The following is a 14,192-nucleotide window of genomic DNA, read 5'->3' as shown; positions in this document are numbered from 1 at the left end:
TTGGGCCGTGTTTCACGTGAAACATCCCTCATGTGCAACACGGCCCGCATCGCCCCGACCGGTCAACTTCCGTCCGGCAGACGCCCGACGGGAAGCCTGAGCGTCGTCAACGCGCCTCCGTCCGGGGCGTTGGCGAAGCTCAGCGCGATCTCCAGGACCGCCGCCTGGCCCGCCACGATCGTCAGCCCCAGTCCGTGGCCGCGCCCGCGTCCGGGGTCTCCGGTCCGGAAGCGCTGCGGGCCCTGCTCGATCAGTTCCGGCGGGTAGCCGGGCCCGTGGTCGCGGACCGTCACCACCGGCCCGTCCACGGTCACCTCGACCGGCGGCCGGCCGTGCTTGTGTGCGTTGACCAGCAGGTTGGTCAGGATGCGGTCCAGGCGCCGCCGGTCGGTGAGCACCGCCGCGTCGCGGATCACCCGCACCGAGACGGCGGGCCCGGCTCCCGCCACGGCCCGCTCCACCGCCCGGCCGAGCTCCACCCGGGCGAGATCGGCCCGCTCCACACCCGATTCCAGCCGGGAGATCTCCAGCAGGTCCTCGGTGAGCAGGTGCAGGGCCTTCAGCCGGTCGTTGATCATCTCCTTGGGGCGGCCCTCGGGCAGCAGGGCCGCCGCGGCCAGTGAGCCGGTAAGCGGGGTCCGCAGCTCGTGCGCCACGTCCGCCGTGAAGCGCTTCTCGGCCTCCAGACGTTCCTGGAGCGATCCGGCCATCAGGTCCAGGGCCTGCGCCACGTCCCGTACCTCGTCCCGGTCGCGGGAGCGGCGGCCCGCCCGCCGCTCGTCCGCGCGGGAGGGGAATCCCACGCGGGCGTCCAGGTCCCCGGCGCTGATCCGGCGGGCCACGGCGGCGGTGGTCGCCAGCCGTCGGCTGATCCGGTCGGCGAGGAAGAGGCCGGCGAGCGCCACCACCCCGGCGGCCAGCGCGGCGGAGGCGAGGATCGCGGTGTCGATGTCCCGCAGCCGGTTGCGGGTGCCCTCGAACGGGATCCAGACGGCGAGGGCCTGCCGGTCCGCGGGGGCCGCGGCCCACATGACGGGCTTGCCGTTCAGCGAGCCGACCATGCTGCCGGTGTCGCCCCGGGCGACCAGGTCGCGCAGCGGGCGGGGAAGCTGGGGAGGGTCGAGGACGATGTTCACGTCGCCGTGCGTGGTGCCGTACTCGTAGTGGCTGAGGGCGTGCTCCAGGGCGGTGTCCGCGTCCTTGCGGACCTCGCCGACGATCTGCCGGGCGACCACGTTGTGCACCAGGACCCCGAGGGCGGCGGCGACCATGCAGCACACCGCCGTCGTGGTCAGGGCGATCTTCCAGCGGAGGCTGCTCAGCGCGTGCATCGCTGCGCGTCCGGGCTGAGCGGGACGCCGGTGAGGGGGGCGCAGTCGTCGAGGGTGAGCTGGCTGAGGTTCATGATCCCGGCCTTCGGGTCCCACACGTAGTCGGAGACGGCGACGTAGGCGGGGTTCGACGTCGGTTCGCGGATCGCCAGGTGTTCGGCGGCCACCTGCACTCCCTCCAGCACCGCCCGCCGGGACAGGATCCGGGCGATCCTGCCGTCGTCCTGGACGGTGTAGACGCGCAGCTCGCTGAGCCGGCCGTCGAGGTCCAGGGCGGTGATCAGCTCCTCCCGGCCGTTGCCCGTCAGGTCGTGGAAGACCGCGGGACGCACCGGGCAGTCGGGGCCGCCGTCCACAGCCTGTGTACAGAGCGCGAGCCGCTGGACGGCCCGGGGGTCGACGAGCCGGCCCGTGCCGCCGTCCTGTTCGGTGGCGGAGGTGACGTCGGCGCGCACGACGCTCACCGGGTTCACCCCGCGCATGCTCAGGTCCGCGACCTCGGGCAGGCCCGGGACGACGGCGGCCGTGCCCGGTCTCTGGGCGGGGTCGGGCGGACCGGGGCGGATGTCCTTCCACAGGCTCTGGGGGGCGTGCACCGTGCCCAGGTCGCCCTCGCTCTGCAGCCCCTCCACGTCGGCGCACCCCGCCAGGACGAGGGCGAGGGCCAGGACGGCCGGGGCGCGGTACATGCTCCGATGCTCCCCCGTCCGGCCCCTCCCGGCCCGGTCAGCGCTCCGGCTGGGTGATGGCCCGGGCTGCCGCGAGCTCCTGGTGGACGGGGGCCAGGACGCCCGACCCGTCGCCCTCCGGCTCGCCCTCGACCCGTACCGGGGTGGTGCTGCTGCGGACGCGGCCGGCCAGTTCGCGCAGCTGCCGGGCGAGCCCTGCCACCTCTTCCGCGGCCGGGGGCGGGGCGCCGTGGTTGACGCGGACGCGGGCGGCGGTGGAGGCGTCCACGATCCGTTCCACGGCGACGACCAGCGGCCACCACACGGCGGCCCGGGTGCCGGTCGGCGGCGGCTCGGTCAGTGCCCGCTGGAACTCGCTGCGTACGCCGGACAGGTCGCGGTAGAGCCGCCGCCGGGCCTGGAGCCGGGCGGTCCGCGCCGCCGCGAGGGCGGCGTCGTCGGCGGCCGGCGCGAAAGCCCGTTCCAGATAGCGGGCGGCGTCGTCGACGGTGTCGGCGAGCCGGTCCCCGATCCGGGTGTGCCAGCTCTCGGGCCACAGCAGGTACCCGGCGGTCAGCGTGATCGCGCAGCCGATCAGACTGTCCAGCAGCCGGGGGCGGATCAGGTCGAAGCCCTGGTGGCTGAGCAGGTCCGAGAGCAGCAGTATCACCGGGGTGATCGCGGCGGTCTGGAAGGCGTACCCCTTGGCGGAGAAGACCGGGATCAGTGCGCCGAGCACCATCATCACCGGTACGTCCCACCAGCCGCGCGGTACCTCGGCGAGCACGGCGGCGGCGACGACCAGTCCGATCGCGGTGCCGAGCGCGCGCAGCAGGGCCCGGGAGAACACCGAACCGAAGTCGGGCTTGAGGACGAAGGTGACGGTCAGCGCGATCCAGTAGGACCGCTCGACCTCGACCACCGATACGAGCGACTGCGCGAGGCCGATGCAGAGGGCGAGCCGCAGTCCGTAGCGCCAGGAGGCCTCGGACAGCATCATGTCGCGCACCGCCCGCTTCGCGCGCACCCTGAGGGCGGCGGGCCGGCCGAGGCGGTCGTCCACGTTCGAAGGGTCCGCTTCGGCGAGGTGCACGACGGCCGCGGCGTGGCGCAGGGCCGCGTCGAGGGCCCGCTCGGCGGGGGTACGGGCGGGGGGCAGGTCCAGTACGGGTGTCCCGGTGCGGCCCTCCTCGACGGCCACGGCGAGCTCCCGTACGGCGGCGGGGATCCCCGGCGGCAGAGGGCGGCCGCGCAGGTGTGCGGCGGGCGCGGCCTCCACCAGCGGGATCACCACGTTGAGCTGGGCGAGCATGCGGACGATTGACGGGCTGCGCCCGTGCACCCGGGCCCGGCGGCCCAGGATCAGGTCGTAGGCCTGGTTGAGTTCCTGCGTGACCCGGCGGCGCTGCTCGTCGTAGAGGTCGGCTGGGCCTCCGGCGGCCTCCAGGGTGTCTGCCAGGGCCCGGTAGGTGGCGGCGACCGCTGCCCGTTCGGGCCGGTGGCCGCGCAGGGGCCAGCCCAGCAGGGTCAGTGCGAGGACGAACAGCCCGCCCGCGCTCAGCAGCAGGGGGGCCGTCCACCAGGGCTGCGGCATCGGGAGCCCGGCGCCGACCACGGCGTTGAGCAGGAGCAGCAGCCCGGACACGGAGGCGACCGTGCCGATGGAGGAGATCATCCCGGAGATCAGGGCGATGAGGGTGAGCACGCCGACGGCCACCCAGCCGTGGCCGTAGACGAGGGTGCCCAGGGCCACGCCGACGGCGCCGAAGAACTGCGGCACGGCGATGTTCAGGACGCGCATCCGGTAGGCGTCGGCGGTGTCGCCGATGACCCCGGACAGGGCGCCCATGGAGGCGAGCGCGCCGTACTCGGGCTCGTTCAGGGCGAAGCCGACGGCGAGCGGGACGGACAGCGCGAGCGCCGCCCGGGCCGCGGCGGCCCAGGGGACGGGCGCGGTGGTCGGCCTCAGCCCTTCGAGCAGCCAGGCGGGCGGAGCCAGCGGATGGTGCCGGGCTCGCCGCGACGATATGTGTTCGGTGCGTTCGGTGCTCATTCCGCTTCCGTGCCGCCGCTCGCGAATCGGTTCTTCTGCGCTCTTCTGCGTCGTTCTGCGCGTGTTGTACCTTCCGAGCTTATGGGGTGCGGCGTAGTCGTCCCGTCACCCATGCCGCCAGGGCCGCCGCGAGCCCGATCAGCAGCACGACCCAGGCGGTGGTCCGCAGGAAGGCGGTGAGGGCGTCGTACACCGCGCCGGCCGCGGCCCGGTCGATGTCGGCGGGCAGATCGTCCAGGGTGAGGCGGCGGCACACCTCCACCGTGAGCCACAGCAGTCCGGCCCCCACCGCCAGACCCAGTCCGGTGGCGATCACGGCACGCCGCCGGTGGACGGCCACCGCGACGGCCGACACGGCCAGGGCCAGGGTCAGGACGGGAAGCCAGACGCCGGCGATCTGGAGCATGCGGAACCCCTTCCGGAGGGCGCCGAGGTTGTCGTACTCCATGACCTCCACGGACAGCCGCGTCACGGGGATGCGGTCCGCGAAGGGCACCTGGTCGGAGACGAGTTCGCTCTTGATCCGGTCGATGACGGGTGCGAGGTCGATGGTGACGGCGTTGCCCTGGCCGGTGGTGAGCGCGTTGAAGAAGGCGGCGTGGGCGGCGCGGTTGGCCGCGTCCCAGGCCGTCCGGTAGGCGGGGGTGTCGGCGAAGGAGTGCAGGGCCTCGCCGAGCAGGGCGTCCACGCCCGCCTGGAAGGGGCCCGCGTCGATCTGCCCGGTGAGAGCACGGGCGGTCCGGGTGACGACGACCTCCTGCACGGCCGGGTTCTCGGCGAGCGGGGACATGGCCGCGGTGTAGCGGTCGGCGTCGCCCAGTTCGCGGTCGGCCCAGTACGCGACGGCGCTCGCGGGCACGAGGAGGGCCACGAGCACGAGGAGAACCGCCGACAGGATGCTGCGCACGTCACCAGGGAAAGCGGGGACGGGCCGGGGCGCGAGCGGTGTTGCTGCGGTCGGGTGGTGGGTCCCCCGACGGCGTGGGATCCTTGCGCCCCTTATTCTGGACATCTAATATCCAGATTATGAGGATGAGCGAGGGCGTCGAGTGGGCGCTGCACAGCTGCGTCAACCTGGCCTGGAGCGGGCCGGACCGCGCGGTGTCGGCGGCGCGGCTCGCCGCCTGGCACGACCTGCCCGCGGCCTACCTCAACAAGCAGCTGCAGGCGCTGGCCCGGGCGGGCATCCTCACCTCCAGCCCCGGACCGCGTGGTGGCTTCCGGCTGGCGCGGCCGCTCGCCGCCGTTTCGCTCATGGACGTGGTCGCCGCCGTCGAGGGGCCCGAGGAGGCCTTCCGGTGCGCGGAGATCCGTCGGCAGGGGCCCGGTGCGGGCGCGCCGGCGGCCGAGGGCGCGGACGCCGCCGACTGTGCCATCGCGCAGGCCATGGCCCGGGCCGAACTGGCCTGGCGCAAGGCGCTCGCGGCCCAGAACCTCGACGAGATCCGGCAGCAGGCCGAACGGCAGGCCCCCGAGGCCCCGCAGCGGCTGCGTGCCTGGCTCGCCGCGCAGTAGCAGCAGACACTCCGCGTACGGACACGGATACAGGGAGCTCGGCATGACGCGCAGCATCATCAACCCCGCAGGACTCCACACCCCGACCGGCTACGGCTACAGCCACGTTGTCTCCGCCCCCGGCGAACAGGTCTTCATAGCCGGCCAGTACGGCTCCGACGAGAGCGGCCACGTCGTCTCCGACGACTTCGCCGACCAGGTGGAACGGGCCTTCGCCAACCTCCGCACCGCCCTCGCCGCAGCCGGTCTCGGCCCCGCCGACGTGGTCCGCATCGGCACCTACGTCGTCGACCACGACCAGCGGAAGCTGGAGGTGCTCCTGAAGCACCTGCACGCCACCTGGGGCACCGAACTTCCCGCGCAGACCCTCATCGGGGTCGCCGCCCTGGCCCTGCCCGGCATGCTCTTCGAGATCGACGCCGTGGCGGTGCGCACGCCCTGAGCGCCGGTCCCCTGATCCACTTGCCGGGCGGAGGCAGCGGGTGTGCCCTGGAGGATGGGAGAGAGGAGCCCGTCATGGCACATGCGGCACACGCTGCCCCCCGGCAGCACCGGCAGATGGCGGACATGACCCACCTGAGCAAGGGCGCCTACGTGAGGCCACTGCTCCTCGGACTGGTCTACGGCGTCTGGTGCGCGTTCATCGAGCGCCAGGAGGGCCCGGTCACCGCGGCCAACGTCTTCTACGGGATCCTCTGCGGCGTGGTCTTCGCGGCGATCATGTTCGGTCTCGCCAGGGTCGGCCCGCGGATGATGCGCGAACTCCACGCCGCCGCCTACGGGGCCTTCGGCGGTATCGCGGTGGGCTACCTGCACAGCCTCACCGACGAGTCGATCCTGAAATCGGTCGTGATCGGTCTGGCGGTCGCCGTGGGCGTCGGCGCCACCGCCTTCTACCGCTACTACACGCACGAGGACTGAGCGGGGCCGCCCGGCCGGGCTCACAGCGGCGCCGGCTCCCCCGCCCCCTGGTCAGGGGCGGGGGAGCCGGCGCCGTTCCCTGTCCGCGCGGCTGTCAGGCGGCCGGGCCGCCGGCCGCGGTCCGCTGCGGATCACCCTCGTCCTCGACGGACGGGGCCGGGGTCTTCGGCGGGGCGGGCGGCTCGGCCTGGCGCACGGGCGGCGCGAAGCGGGTGACCTCGGCGCGGAGCATGGCGTTCAGTGCGGCGTACGGGTCGATGGGCATGGCGGAACCTCACGGTGCTCAGGGGGTGTGGGGGGATGCGCTGGGGACTCGGTCCGCTCAGCAGCGCAGCACCACACTCCGCACCGTCCGCAGGGACAAGGCCGGTTCGGCCGCCTCCCCTCGGGGCCCGCGCCCCGGGGCGTCGCCCTGTTTCACGTGAAACAGGGCGAGCGGGATCCGCTGCACACAGGCCGGCCCGCGCGCGGCCGCACGGACGGCCGCGCGTGCCTCGGGATCGGCCGCGGGATCGGACTGGCCCTCCGTGGGCTCGGCGGGCTCGCCGGGAGCGGTGGGCTCCGCGGGGGCCGAGGAGGCCGGGCGGTGCTCCGCGGCGGCCGCTCCTGCCGGACCGGCACCGAACACGCACAGCAGTACGACGCAGGCTGCGGTGAGCGCCCTCGTCAGTGCCGTGCGTGCGTGTTGCCTCCAGGTCATGCGAGGGGTGTGCCCCGCCACGCCGGAGGACTCCCGTACGGACCCCCAGAAGCCTCCGACCGGGGGACGAAGAGACTCCCCTCGGCTGACAGGCCGCCAGGGGTCAACTGCTGCTGCGGTGCCCGGTCAGGCGGGCCAGTACGGCGGTCTCCCCGCCGATCACCCGCAGTTGGGCGTGGCCGGGAGACTCCTCGCGCCCCGGCGCCCTGCCGGGCGAGACCCCTACGACGGTGAACACGGCGGTACGGCGGTCCGCGCGCGGGATCTCGATGGTCCGACCCCGGCGCAACTCCCCCAGCCGCAGGCCCGTTCCGGTGACCACCGCCGTTCCGGCAGCGCCCGGCGCCGGTCCTCCGGAGTCCCAGGCCGCCTCCTCGCGGTCCCCGCCGAACGGCACGTCGACGCCCAGGCTCGGGATGCGCAACCGCAGCGGCCGGGCGGCCCGCAGGGGCCCGGAGACCGTTCTCAGCGGCCCCGCGGCGGCCACCCTGCGCGGCCGGGTCACCTCACCGGGGTCGCTCCCGCCGGACTGTTCCAGCTCCCGTACGAGACGGCGGTGGCCGGAGAGCCCCAGCGCCCGCGAGGGCAGTGCGTCGTCGGTGGTCGCGGCTGCGGGCGCGCCGCCCTCGGTCCGCTGCAACACCACGACGGTGGTGGCCAGCAGAGCCACCGTCAGAGAGGCGACGACCCACTTGGCGCGGGGCATGGATTCCCTCCTGTCCGGCTCGTGCGGCCGGGTCATGTGAGCAGTGGACACTTCCTCTGCCCATCGGCACACCGTGAAACACGAGAGACTGACATGGAGTCACGGGCGTGTCGTCGCACGATCGGGGAGTCTTCGCAGTTCGCGCCGGTCGGGCCCACTGGCCGCCGGGGGCGGCGCGGATACGCCCGAACGGGTGAGGGCCCGACGGCGCCGGCGGTGGGTCCGGCGGCGCCCGGCGGCCCCGGCCGGAGAGGTCACATGACGACGGCCGCCGTGCCCGCCCCCATGAGCGCGGCGGCCAGGTGCATGGCCGGATGGCCGTAGTCGCCGTACCAGAGATGGCGGGCCAGACCGCCGAGCGCCGCCAGCGCGGCGATGATGCCGATCTGGCCGAACAGCGTGATGGCGCAGCAGGGGGCCAGGAGCAGCAGGAAGGAATTCAGCCAGAAGGGTGCGGCACCCGTCCAGCCCCGCCATTCCCTGATCGCCGTCGCCATGGACCATCGGCCTTTCATCGTCAACTCGTCGGCTGCACAGCCTCCTTGGGCGCGGGAGCGGACACAAGGGCCCGGTCGGCTAGAAAACCGAAGGCCAGGCCGAAAGTCGTCCACACCGTGGTCCGCACGGCCGGGGACGCCGGAGGGCGGTGGCCGGGGAAGCGGATCAGTGGCAGGGGAACCCGAGCAGGTGGCGGCCGTCGTGCAGCCACTCGTGGATCGTCTCGCCCTCGAAGACGGCGGTGGCGCCCTGCTCGGCGCCGACGAAGTAGAGCAGGACGAGCATCAGGACGCCGACGAACGCCGCCCAGGGGGCGAGCGCGGAGAGCGAGAGAGGAGTGAGGGCGGGGGCGTTCGTCGTGGGCACGACGGAGTTGGCCATTGCAGAACCTCCAGAGGGAACACGCGTCCCGGTCAGTGGTGCGCTCGACGACGGCGGCGGGTCTGACTTGCCTCCCCTCCGGGAGGATTCACAGTGGCGCGACCGTGCCGGATTCTCACCGGTGCTTCCGCCGTACCGTCGTCATGGACTTGTCTCGTTCATGACGGTACCGCGCTTAGGCTCCCCTCATGAAGAGTCAGTCGGTGCGCGTCCATCTCGTGCGCCCCCCACTGGACACGGCTGCCCGCCAGGGCCGCTTCGGCCATCCGCGGCCGTGTCCCGGCCACGAGGGCCTGCGCGGGCCGGACACCGGGGAGTGGGCCGGCCGCACCCTGGACGAGGTGGCCGCGCAGGCACCGCAGGCCCTGCACGCGTGGCTGACGGACCCCGGGTACGCGCCGCCGGGCGGGGAGTCCGTGGACGCGCTGATCGCCCGGGTCGGGGCGGAGCTGGCCGGCCTGGCCCCGGGCACGTACCGCGTCGAGGTCGACCAGGCCGTCGTACGGGCGGCCGTGGTGCACGCCCTGGAGCTTCCGGCGGCGGCCTTCTGGCGCCTCGACGTGCGGCCGGAGTGGGTGACCACCCTGACCGGACGGGCCGGGCGCTGGAACCTCCTCGTGGGCCGGCCGCAGGACGAGCTGCCCGACGCGTAGCGCGGAACCGGGTCCGGACCCCGCGACGCGGTCCGGACCCGGCTCACGACCGGCGCGGAGATCGGCGCGTTACGCCACGATCCAGTCGGACGTCGCGATGACCGGCTGCACGCCGTCACGGTGGACGGTGCCCTCGATCAGGCCGTACATGCGGTCCGCCGCGAAGTACACCTCGTTGTCGTTCTTGAGGCCGAAGGGCTCCAGGTCGACGAGGAAGTGGTGCTTGTTGGGGAGGTTGAGTCGCACCTCGTTGACCTTGGGGCAGTTGTCGAGCACCCGCTCGGCCATCTGGTTCAGGGTCTGCTGGAGCGAGTACGAGTACGTCTCCGCGAAGGCCTCCAGCATGTTCTTGCGGACCTTCTTGTACGCCTGGTCCCAGTCGTACCCGGGGTCGTCGGCGGCCAGCGCCGAGTGCGCCCAGCGCGCGGTGACCTTGGTCGCCAGGATGCGGTCGTACGCCTCCTTGAGCGTCGTGTACTTGTCCTTGATGTACCCGTGGAACTCGGAGTTCGTCGAGTTCATCACCGTCAGGTCCTTCAGGCCCGAGATGACCTGGAGGCCGGTCGTCTCGCTGTACGTGATCTGCGCGGTGCGCACCTCCTGGCCCTTGAGGGCGAAGGAGTGCTGCTCCTTGCGCGTCGGGACCGGGATGCGCTCCCAGGCGAATTCCTCGATGCGGATCTGGGCCTCGCGGATCGGTGCCTGCGAGGAGACGAAGTGCTTGGCGAGCAGGATGCCGAAGGCCTCCGGGGACTCGATGCCGTGCTCCTTGCCGAAGGCGTACACCGTGTTCTTGGTGGTGTCGGTCGGCAGGCAGTTGGCGTTGTCGCCGGTGAGGTGGACGTCGCGGAACTCACCGCGGAGCGCGACCGAGACGTTGAGGTCGCGGATCTCGTGCCAGGAACCGTCGTTGCCCTTGCGGGTGACCTTGACGATGCGGTTCTCGGCCTTGCCGTACTGGTTCTGGGCCAGGACGTGCTTGCTCATGCTGTCTTCCTTCGGGTACTCGGGAACACGGAGTCCGTCTTTCTGGATCCCGTACGCCCGGCGTCCAGCGGTCGTCCCGCTCCCCGCCGTTCGGCCCCGAGGGGGCCGCCCCGGGACTGACGTGCATCCCGGTCCGTAGGTGGTGCTCGGCCTGCTCAGGCATTGGTGGCCTGCACGGATTGCAGCACGCGCGCAGCGGGTTGACCACCGCACGGATCCTCCTAACACCGACACCAACGGATTGGGCGACCCCACAGAAGCGCAGGTCAGACGGTGTGCGCGTCAGCCACCGTCAGGGCCTCGTCCAGGATCCGCAGCCCCTTCGCCACGTCCTCGGGCGAGATGTTGCAGGCCGGCGCGATGTGGATCCGGTTGCCCGCGACGAGCGGCCAGAGCCCGCCCTTCTTGCAGGCGGCCCCGAACTCCGCCATCGGCGCGTTGTCCGCCCCGGCGGCGTTGTACGGGACCAGCGGCTCGCGCGTCTCCTTGCTGCGGACGAGCTCCAGGGCCCAGAACGTGCCGAGGCCGCGGACCTCCCCGACCGACGGGTGGCGCTCGGCGAGCGCGCGCAGGCCGGGCCCGAGGAGCTCGGAGCCGGTGCGGGCGGACTGCTCGACGACGTCCTCCTCCTCCATGACGCCGATGGTGGCGACGGCCGCCGCGCAGGCCAGCACGTGCCCGGAGTACGTCAGCCCGCCCGGGTAGGGCCGGCGGGCGAAGGTCTCGGCGATGGCCGCCGAGATGGCAACACCGCCGAGCGGTACGTAGCCGCTGGTCACGCCCTTGGCGAAGCAGATCAGGTCGGGTGTGACGTCCCAGTGCTCGGAGGCGAACCACTTCCCCGTGCGCCCGAAGCCGACCATGATCTCGTCGAGGACGAAGACGATGCCGTAGCGGTCGCAGAGTGCCCGCACCCCGGCCAGGTAGCCGTCGGGGTGCACGAGGACGCCGGGGGCACCGCCGACGGTCTCCAGGATGATCGCCGCGATGGACTGCGGGCCCTCGAAGACGATGGTGTCCTCCAGGTGGCGCAGGGCCCGCTCGCACTCCTCGGCCTCCGTCGCCGCGTAGAAGGGCGACCGGTAGGCGAAGGGCCCCCAGAAGTGCACGACGCCGGCGGTCGCGGAGTCGTTGCCGAAGCGGCGGGCGTCGCCGGTCAGGTTGATCGCGGTGGAGGTGGCGCCGTGGTACGAGCGGTACGCGGACAGCACCTTCGGACGCCCGGTGTGCAGCCGGGCCATGCGGACGGCGTTCTCCACCGCCTCGGCCCCTGCGTTGGTGAAGAAGATCTTGTCGAGGTCGCCCGGGGTGCGCTCGGCGATCAGCCGGGCCGCCTCGGACCGCACGTCGACGGCGAAGCCGGGCGCGACGGTGCAGAGCCTGGCCGCCTGCTCCTGGATGGCCGCGGTGACCTTGGGGTGCTGGTAGCCGATGTTCGTGTAGACCAGGGCGCTGGAGAAGTCGAGGTAGCGGTTGCCCTGGTAGTCCCAGAAGTACGACCCCTCGGCGCCGGCGACGGCGAGCGGGTCGATGAGCTCCTGCGCCGACCAGGAGTGGAAGACGTGCTTCCGGTCAGCGTCTTTCACGGTGGTGAGGGCGTCGGCTTCTGCGTTCATGAATCGAGCGTAGTCGTCCAGGATGTGGACGCGGCGGGGGTCGGGTCCGCGCCGCCCGGAGCGGCCCGGGCCGGTCGGCAGCGCCGGGCCGAGGGCCTCGGCCGGTGTGCGCGGGCGGCCGCCGGCCCGCCCGCGGCCGCCTCCACGGTGGCGCCGCCGGGGAAGGCGGCGAGCCACCGTGGCAGCGCCCGTACCGGCTCCGACAGCCCCGACAGCTCCGACAGCTCTCCGACAGCTCCGACGCCGCTCCGTCCTCGCCCCGTACCTCCAGGGCCCGGCATGGGGATGCGCAGGCGGACCGTGTGCGGTGCGGCGTCGTGCGGGAACGCGGCGGGGCGCGGCTACTTGTCGAAGTAGCTGAAGTCCCCGACGGTCCAGGCGCTGACGTCGCTCAGGGCGATCCGGTACATCCCGCCGGTCTCGGGGATGCCCACCGGGCCCTGGAGGATGCGTGCCACGTGGAAGTGCAGGTGTGAGGGCGGCCCCGCGGGCCGTTTGGCCGTGGTCGCGGTGGCGGAGCTGAAGACCTCGGCGAACGGGCCCAGCTGCTCGGAGTCGCGCAGGACCTCGGCGACCCGTTCGCGCCAGACGTGTTCGGGGGCGAGGCGGCCGGTGATGACGGCGCCGTTCACGACGACCGTCAGGGACATCTGATTGGTCTGCTCCGACTCGACCATGGCGGCGATGTCGTGGAGCAGGTCGTCAGGGATCGACATGGGCAGGGACTCTAGCAAGCGAGCCCGGTTCCGGGTGGTGCTTCCGCCGCGGCGGCGGCCGATTCTAGACGGTGCGCGGAAACGGGCGCGCGGCCCGCACCCCTGGGTGCGGGCCGCGCGGCCGGGCGATTCGCGTCGTCGTCGCCGTCGCTGCCGGCGAGGGCGTCAGGCGGGAACGATGTTCTCGGCCTGCGGGCCCTTCTGGCCCTGCGTGACGTCGAAGGTGACCTTCTGGCCCTCCTGGAGCTCACGGAAGCCGGACGTGGCGATGTTGGAGTAGTGGGCGAAGACGTCCGCGCCGCCGCCCTCCTGCTCGATGAAACCGAAACCCTTTTCCGCGTTGAACCACTTCACGGTGCCGGATGCCATGAGATTACTCCTTTGGGGCAGTGCCCGGGCCGCACTGTGCGGACCCGGCGTCGCCGAGATGATTGCCCCGACCGGAAATCTGAACCGGAAATGAAAAGTGCGCCCACCGGACGATCAGGTGAGAGCACTGTAGGCTTTTTGGGGACCTCAACCGCAACTGCCGTCACCGTAGCACAGGGAAAAGCGCGGGGCCGGGAACATCTTTCCTTCCGGTAATTCTGGCGTCGCCCATTCGGCCTCCGGTCCGGAAATACTATGAGCGGCCCGGAAGCTCGATGGGTGATGCTTGAATGCCGCGTCAGGAGCCGATCCGCACCAGTGCGAGGGTGATGTTGTCGGGGCCTCCGGCGTCGATCGCGGCCTTCCACAGCTCGAAGGCCGCCCTGCCGTCGTCGTGCACCCGCAGCAGTTCCTCGATCACCTCGTCCGGCACCGGGTCGGTCAGCCCGTCGCTGCACACCAGGTAGCGGTCGCCCTCGGCCGGCGTGAACGTCCCGATGTGCGGGGTGATCGCCGTGCGCCCGCGGCTGCCGCCGAGCACCTGGGTGACGGCGGAGGTGGTGCGGTGCCCGGGTGTCGGCGGCGGGCTGTCGTCCACGCTCACCTGGCGCAGTCCGTCGCGCCCCGCGTGGAACACCTTGCTGTCGCCCACGTTGAACGCCAGCAGTGACTCGGCCAGGACGAGGGTGCCTGCCACCGTGGTCCCCATGGCGGTCAGGTCCGGCCGGCCTTCGGCGGCCGCGTACACCGCGTCGTTGCAGAGCTCCAGTGCGTCACCGACGGCCTCGGCGCAGTCCAGCGAGGGGCCGAGCGAGGAGAGCTGGCGCACCACGAGTTCGCTGGCCACCTCCCCGGCCGGCTGCCCGCCGAGCCCGTCGGCGACCGCGACGACGAGCGGTCTGCCGAAGGGGAACACCAGCGTCTGGGGGCTCTGGGTCACGGTCCCGCACAGGGTCCACGGACCGATGGCGAGACTGTCCTCGTTGTGCTCGCGGATCAGCCCGACATGGCTCAGGGCGGTCACAGCAATGTAGGTCACCTCGACGTCCCGCCTCTCCGCAACGGCACCGGCAGACGC

18 protein-coding genes and 1 riboswitch are annotated in these 14,192 nt (G+C 72.6%); of the genes, 4 read left to right on the top strand and 14 right to left on the bottom strand.

Going from position 1 to position 14,192, the window contains the following annotated elements:
• Positions 1-62 precede the first annotated feature (62 nt).
• From IH80_RS0100225 to IH80_RS0100210, 4 genes are all read right to left on the bottom strand, one after another.
• On the bottom strand, positions 63-1,331 hold the full coding sequence (locus IH80_RS0100225) for a sensor histidine kinase (protein WP_037878421.1): 1,269 nt from the start codon (positions 1,329-1,331) through the stop codon (positions 63-65).
• The gene (locus tag IH80_RS0100220) at positions 1,319-2,020 is read right to left on the bottom strand and encodes a hypothetical protein (protein ID WP_037878417.1); all 702 of its coding nucleotides are present in this window, start codon (positions 2,018-2,020) and stop codon (positions 1,319-1,321) included. Before IH80_RS0100220 ends, IH80_RS0100225 begins: the two co-directional genes overlap by 13 nt.
• 37 nt (positions 2,021-2,057) lie before the next feature.
• A complete protein-coding gene (locus tag IH80_RS0100215; protein WP_078906232.1) occupies positions 2,058-4,052 on the bottom strand; it encodes an FUSC family protein in 1,995 nt (664 codons plus the stop codon).
• 79 nt (positions 4,053-4,131) lie between these two features.
• The gene (locus IH80_RS0100210) at positions 4,132-4,959 is read right to left on the bottom strand and encodes a hypothetical protein (RefSeq protein ID WP_030956607.1); all 828 of its coding nucleotides are present in this window, start codon (positions 4,957-4,959) and stop codon (positions 4,132-4,134) included.
• Positions 4,960-5,084: 125 nt separating this feature from the next.
• Between IH80_RS0100210 and IH80_RS0100205 the strand changes: the two genes are divergently transcribed.
• The 3 genes from IH80_RS0100205 (at position 5,085) to IH80_RS0100195 (ending at position 6,488) form a co-directional block, all read left to right on the top strand.
• Positions 5,085-5,567, top strand: coding sequence for an RrF2 family transcriptional regulator (locus tag IH80_RS0100205; protein ID WP_030956606.1), 483 nt, complete (start codon positions 5,085-5,087; stop codon positions 5,565-5,567).
• A gap of 43 nt (positions 5,568-5,610) precedes the next feature.
• Positions 5,611-6,009 carry a RidA family protein gene (locus IH80_RS0100200; RefSeq protein WP_030956601.1) on the top strand — a complete coding sequence of 133 codons (399 nt, stop codon included), beginning with the start codon at positions 5,611-5,613 and terminating at the stop codon, positions 6,007-6,009.
• A gap of 74 nt (positions 6,010-6,083) precedes the next feature.
• On the top strand, positions 6,084-6,488 hold the full coding sequence (locus tag IH80_RS0100195) for a hypothetical protein (RefSeq protein WP_030956599.1): 405 nt from the start codon (positions 6,084-6,086) through the stop codon (positions 6,486-6,488).
• A 94-nt stretch (positions 6,489-6,582) separates the two neighbouring features.
• Here the strand turns inward: IH80_RS0100195 and IH80_RS44490 are convergent, their stop codons facing one another.
• The 5 genes from IH80_RS44490 to IH80_RS0100170 form a co-directional block, all read right to left on the bottom strand.
• Positions 6,583-6,753 carry a hypothetical protein gene (locus tag IH80_RS44490; RefSeq protein ID WP_158943232.1) on the bottom strand — a complete coding sequence of 57 codons (171 nt, stop codon included), beginning with the start codon at positions 6,751-6,753 and terminating at the stop codon, positions 6,583-6,585.
• A 57-nt stretch (positions 6,754-6,810) separates the two neighbouring features.
• Positions 6,811-7,188: a hypothetical protein gene (locus IH80_RS0100185; protein ID WP_030956597.1), complete on the bottom strand. Its 378-nt coding sequence runs from the start codon at positions 7,186-7,188 to the stop codon at positions 6,811-6,813.
• Positions 7,189-7,291: 103 nt separating this feature from the next.
• Positions 7,292-7,894, bottom strand: coding sequence for a class F sortase (locus tag IH80_RS40505; RefSeq protein WP_051808575.1), 603 nt, complete (start codon positions 7,892-7,894; stop codon positions 7,292-7,294).
• A 254-nt stretch (positions 7,895-8,148) separates the two neighbouring features.
• A complete protein-coding gene (locus IH80_RS0100175) occupies positions 8,149-8,391 on the bottom strand; it encodes a hypothetical protein (protein WP_030956595.1) in 243 nt (80 codons plus the stop codon).
• A gap of 166 nt (positions 8,392-8,557) precedes the next feature.
• Positions 8,558-8,773: a CbtB domain-containing protein gene (locus IH80_RS0100170; protein WP_030956593.1), complete on the bottom strand. Its 216-nt coding sequence runs from the start codon at positions 8,771-8,773 to the stop codon at positions 8,558-8,560.
• Positions 8,774-8,810: 37 nt separating this feature from the next.
• Positions 8,811-8,962: riboswitch (cobalamin riboswitch) on the bottom strand.
• On the opposite strand from IH80_RS0100170, the gene IH80_RS38665 reads away from it, so the two are divergent.
• Positions 8,962-9,426, top strand: coding sequence for a histidine phosphatase family protein (locus IH80_RS38665; protein WP_037878414.1), 465 nt, complete (start codon positions 8,962-8,964; stop codon positions 9,424-9,426). It overlaps the preceding riboswitch by 1 nt.
• Positions 9,427-9,495: 69 nt before the next feature.
• On the opposite strand, the gene pucL is transcribed toward IH80_RS38665, so the two are convergent.
• From pucL to IH80_RS0100140, 5 genes are all read right to left on the bottom strand, one after another.
• A complete protein-coding gene (gene pucL / locus IH80_RS0100160; RefSeq protein WP_030956589.1) occupies positions 9,496-10,413 on the bottom strand; it encodes a factor-independent urate hydroxylase in 918 nt (305 codons plus the stop codon).
• Between the two features lie 266 nt (positions 10,414-10,679).
• Positions 10,680-12,029, bottom strand: coding sequence for an aspartate aminotransferase family protein (locus IH80_RS0100155; protein WP_030956588.1), 1,350 nt, complete (start codon positions 12,027-12,029; stop codon positions 10,680-10,682).
• Between the two features lie 341 nt (positions 12,030-12,370).
• A complete protein-coding gene (locus IH80_RS0100150) occupies positions 12,371-12,745 on the bottom strand; it encodes a hypothetical protein (protein ID WP_030956587.1) in 375 nt (124 codons plus the stop codon).
• 165 nt (positions 12,746-12,910) lie between these two features.
• Positions 12,911-13,114, bottom strand: a complete 204-nt coding sequence (locus IH80_RS0100145) for a cold-shock protein (protein WP_030030412.1) — start codon at positions 13,112-13,114, stop codon at positions 12,911-12,913.
• A gap of 298 nt (positions 13,115-13,412) precedes the next feature.
• Positions 13,413-14,153 carry a PP2C family protein-serine/threonine phosphatase gene (locus IH80_RS0100140; RefSeq protein ID WP_030956584.1) on the bottom strand — a complete coding sequence of 247 codons (741 nt, stop codon included), beginning with the start codon at positions 14,151-14,153 and terminating at the stop codon, positions 13,413-13,415.
• Positions 14,154-14,192: the final 39 nt, after the last annotated feature.

The sequence above is a fragment of the Streptomyces sp. NRRL S-378 genome, from assembly GCF_000720645.1.
Lineage (GTDB): Bacteria > Actinomycetota > Actinomycetes > Streptomycetales > Streptomycetaceae > Streptomyces.
This window is presented reverse-complemented; position numbering and strand designations above follow the sequence as displayed.

What these genes read in the sequence shown, in the direction of transcription:
- IH80_RS0100225 (WP_037878421.1), bottom strand. Translation starts at nt 1,331, where the DNA reads ATGCACGCGCTGAGCAGCCTCCGCTGGAAGATCGCCCTGACCACGACG.
- IH80_RS0100220 (WP_037878417.1), bottom strand. Translation starts at nt 2,020, where the DNA reads ATGTACCGCGCCCCGGCCGTCCTGGCCCTCGCCCTCGTCCTGGCGGGG.
- IH80_RS0100215 (WP_078906232.1), bottom strand. Translation starts at nt 4,052, where the DNA reads ATGAGCACCGAACGCACCGAACACATATCGTCGCGGCGAGCCCGGCAC.
- IH80_RS0100205 (WP_030956606.1), top strand. Translation starts at nt 5,085, where the DNA reads ATGAGCGAGGGCGTCGAGTGGGCGCTGCACAGCTGCGTCAACCTGGCC.
- IH80_RS0100200 (WP_030956601.1), top strand. Translation starts at nt 5,611, where the DNA reads ATGACGCGCAGCATCATCAACCCCGCAGGACTCCACACCCCGACCGGC.
- IH80_RS0100195 (WP_030956599.1), top strand. Translation starts at nt 6,084, where the DNA reads ATGGCACATGCGGCACACGCTGCCCCCCGGCAGCACCGGCAGATGGCG.
- IH80_RS44490 (WP_158943232.1), bottom strand. Translation starts at nt 6,753, where the DNA reads ATGCCCATCGACCCGTACGCCGCACTGAACGCCATGCTCCGCGCCGAG.
- IH80_RS0100185 (WP_030956597.1), bottom strand. Translation starts at nt 7,188, where the DNA reads ATGACCTGGAGGCAACACGCACGCACGGCACTGACGAGGGCGCTCACC.
- IH80_RS40505 (WP_051808575.1), bottom strand. Translation starts at nt 7,894, where the DNA reads ATGCCCCGCGCCAAGTGGGTCGTCGCCTCTCTGACGGTGGCTCTGCTG.
- IH80_RS0100175 (WP_030956595.1), bottom strand. Translation starts at nt 8,391, where the DNA reads ATGGCGACGGCGATCAGGGAATGGCGGGGCTGGACGGGTGCCGCACCC.
- IH80_RS0100170 (WP_030956593.1), bottom strand. Translation starts at nt 8,773, where the DNA reads ATGGCCAACTCCGTCGTGCCCACGACGAACGCCCCCGCCCTCACTCCT.
- IH80_RS38665 (WP_037878414.1), top strand. Translation starts at nt 8,962, where the DNA reads ATGAAGAGTCAGTCGGTGCGCGTCCATCTCGTGCGCCCCCCACTGGAC.
- pucL (WP_030956589.1), bottom strand. Translation starts at nt 10,413, where the DNA reads ATGAGCAAGCACGTCCTGGCCCAGAACCAGTACGGCAAGGCCGAGAAC.
- IH80_RS0100155 (WP_030956588.1), bottom strand. Translation starts at nt 12,029, where the DNA reads ATGAACGCAGAAGCCGACGCCCTCACCACCGTGAAAGACGCTGACCGG.
- IH80_RS0100150 (WP_030956587.1), bottom strand. Translation starts at nt 12,745, where the DNA reads ATGTCGATCCCTGACGACCTGCTCCACGACATCGCCGCCATGGTCGAG.
- IH80_RS0100145 (WP_030030412.1), bottom strand. Translation starts at nt 13,114, where the DNA reads ATGGCATCCGGCACCGTGAAGTGGTTCAACGCGGAAAAGGGTTTCGGT.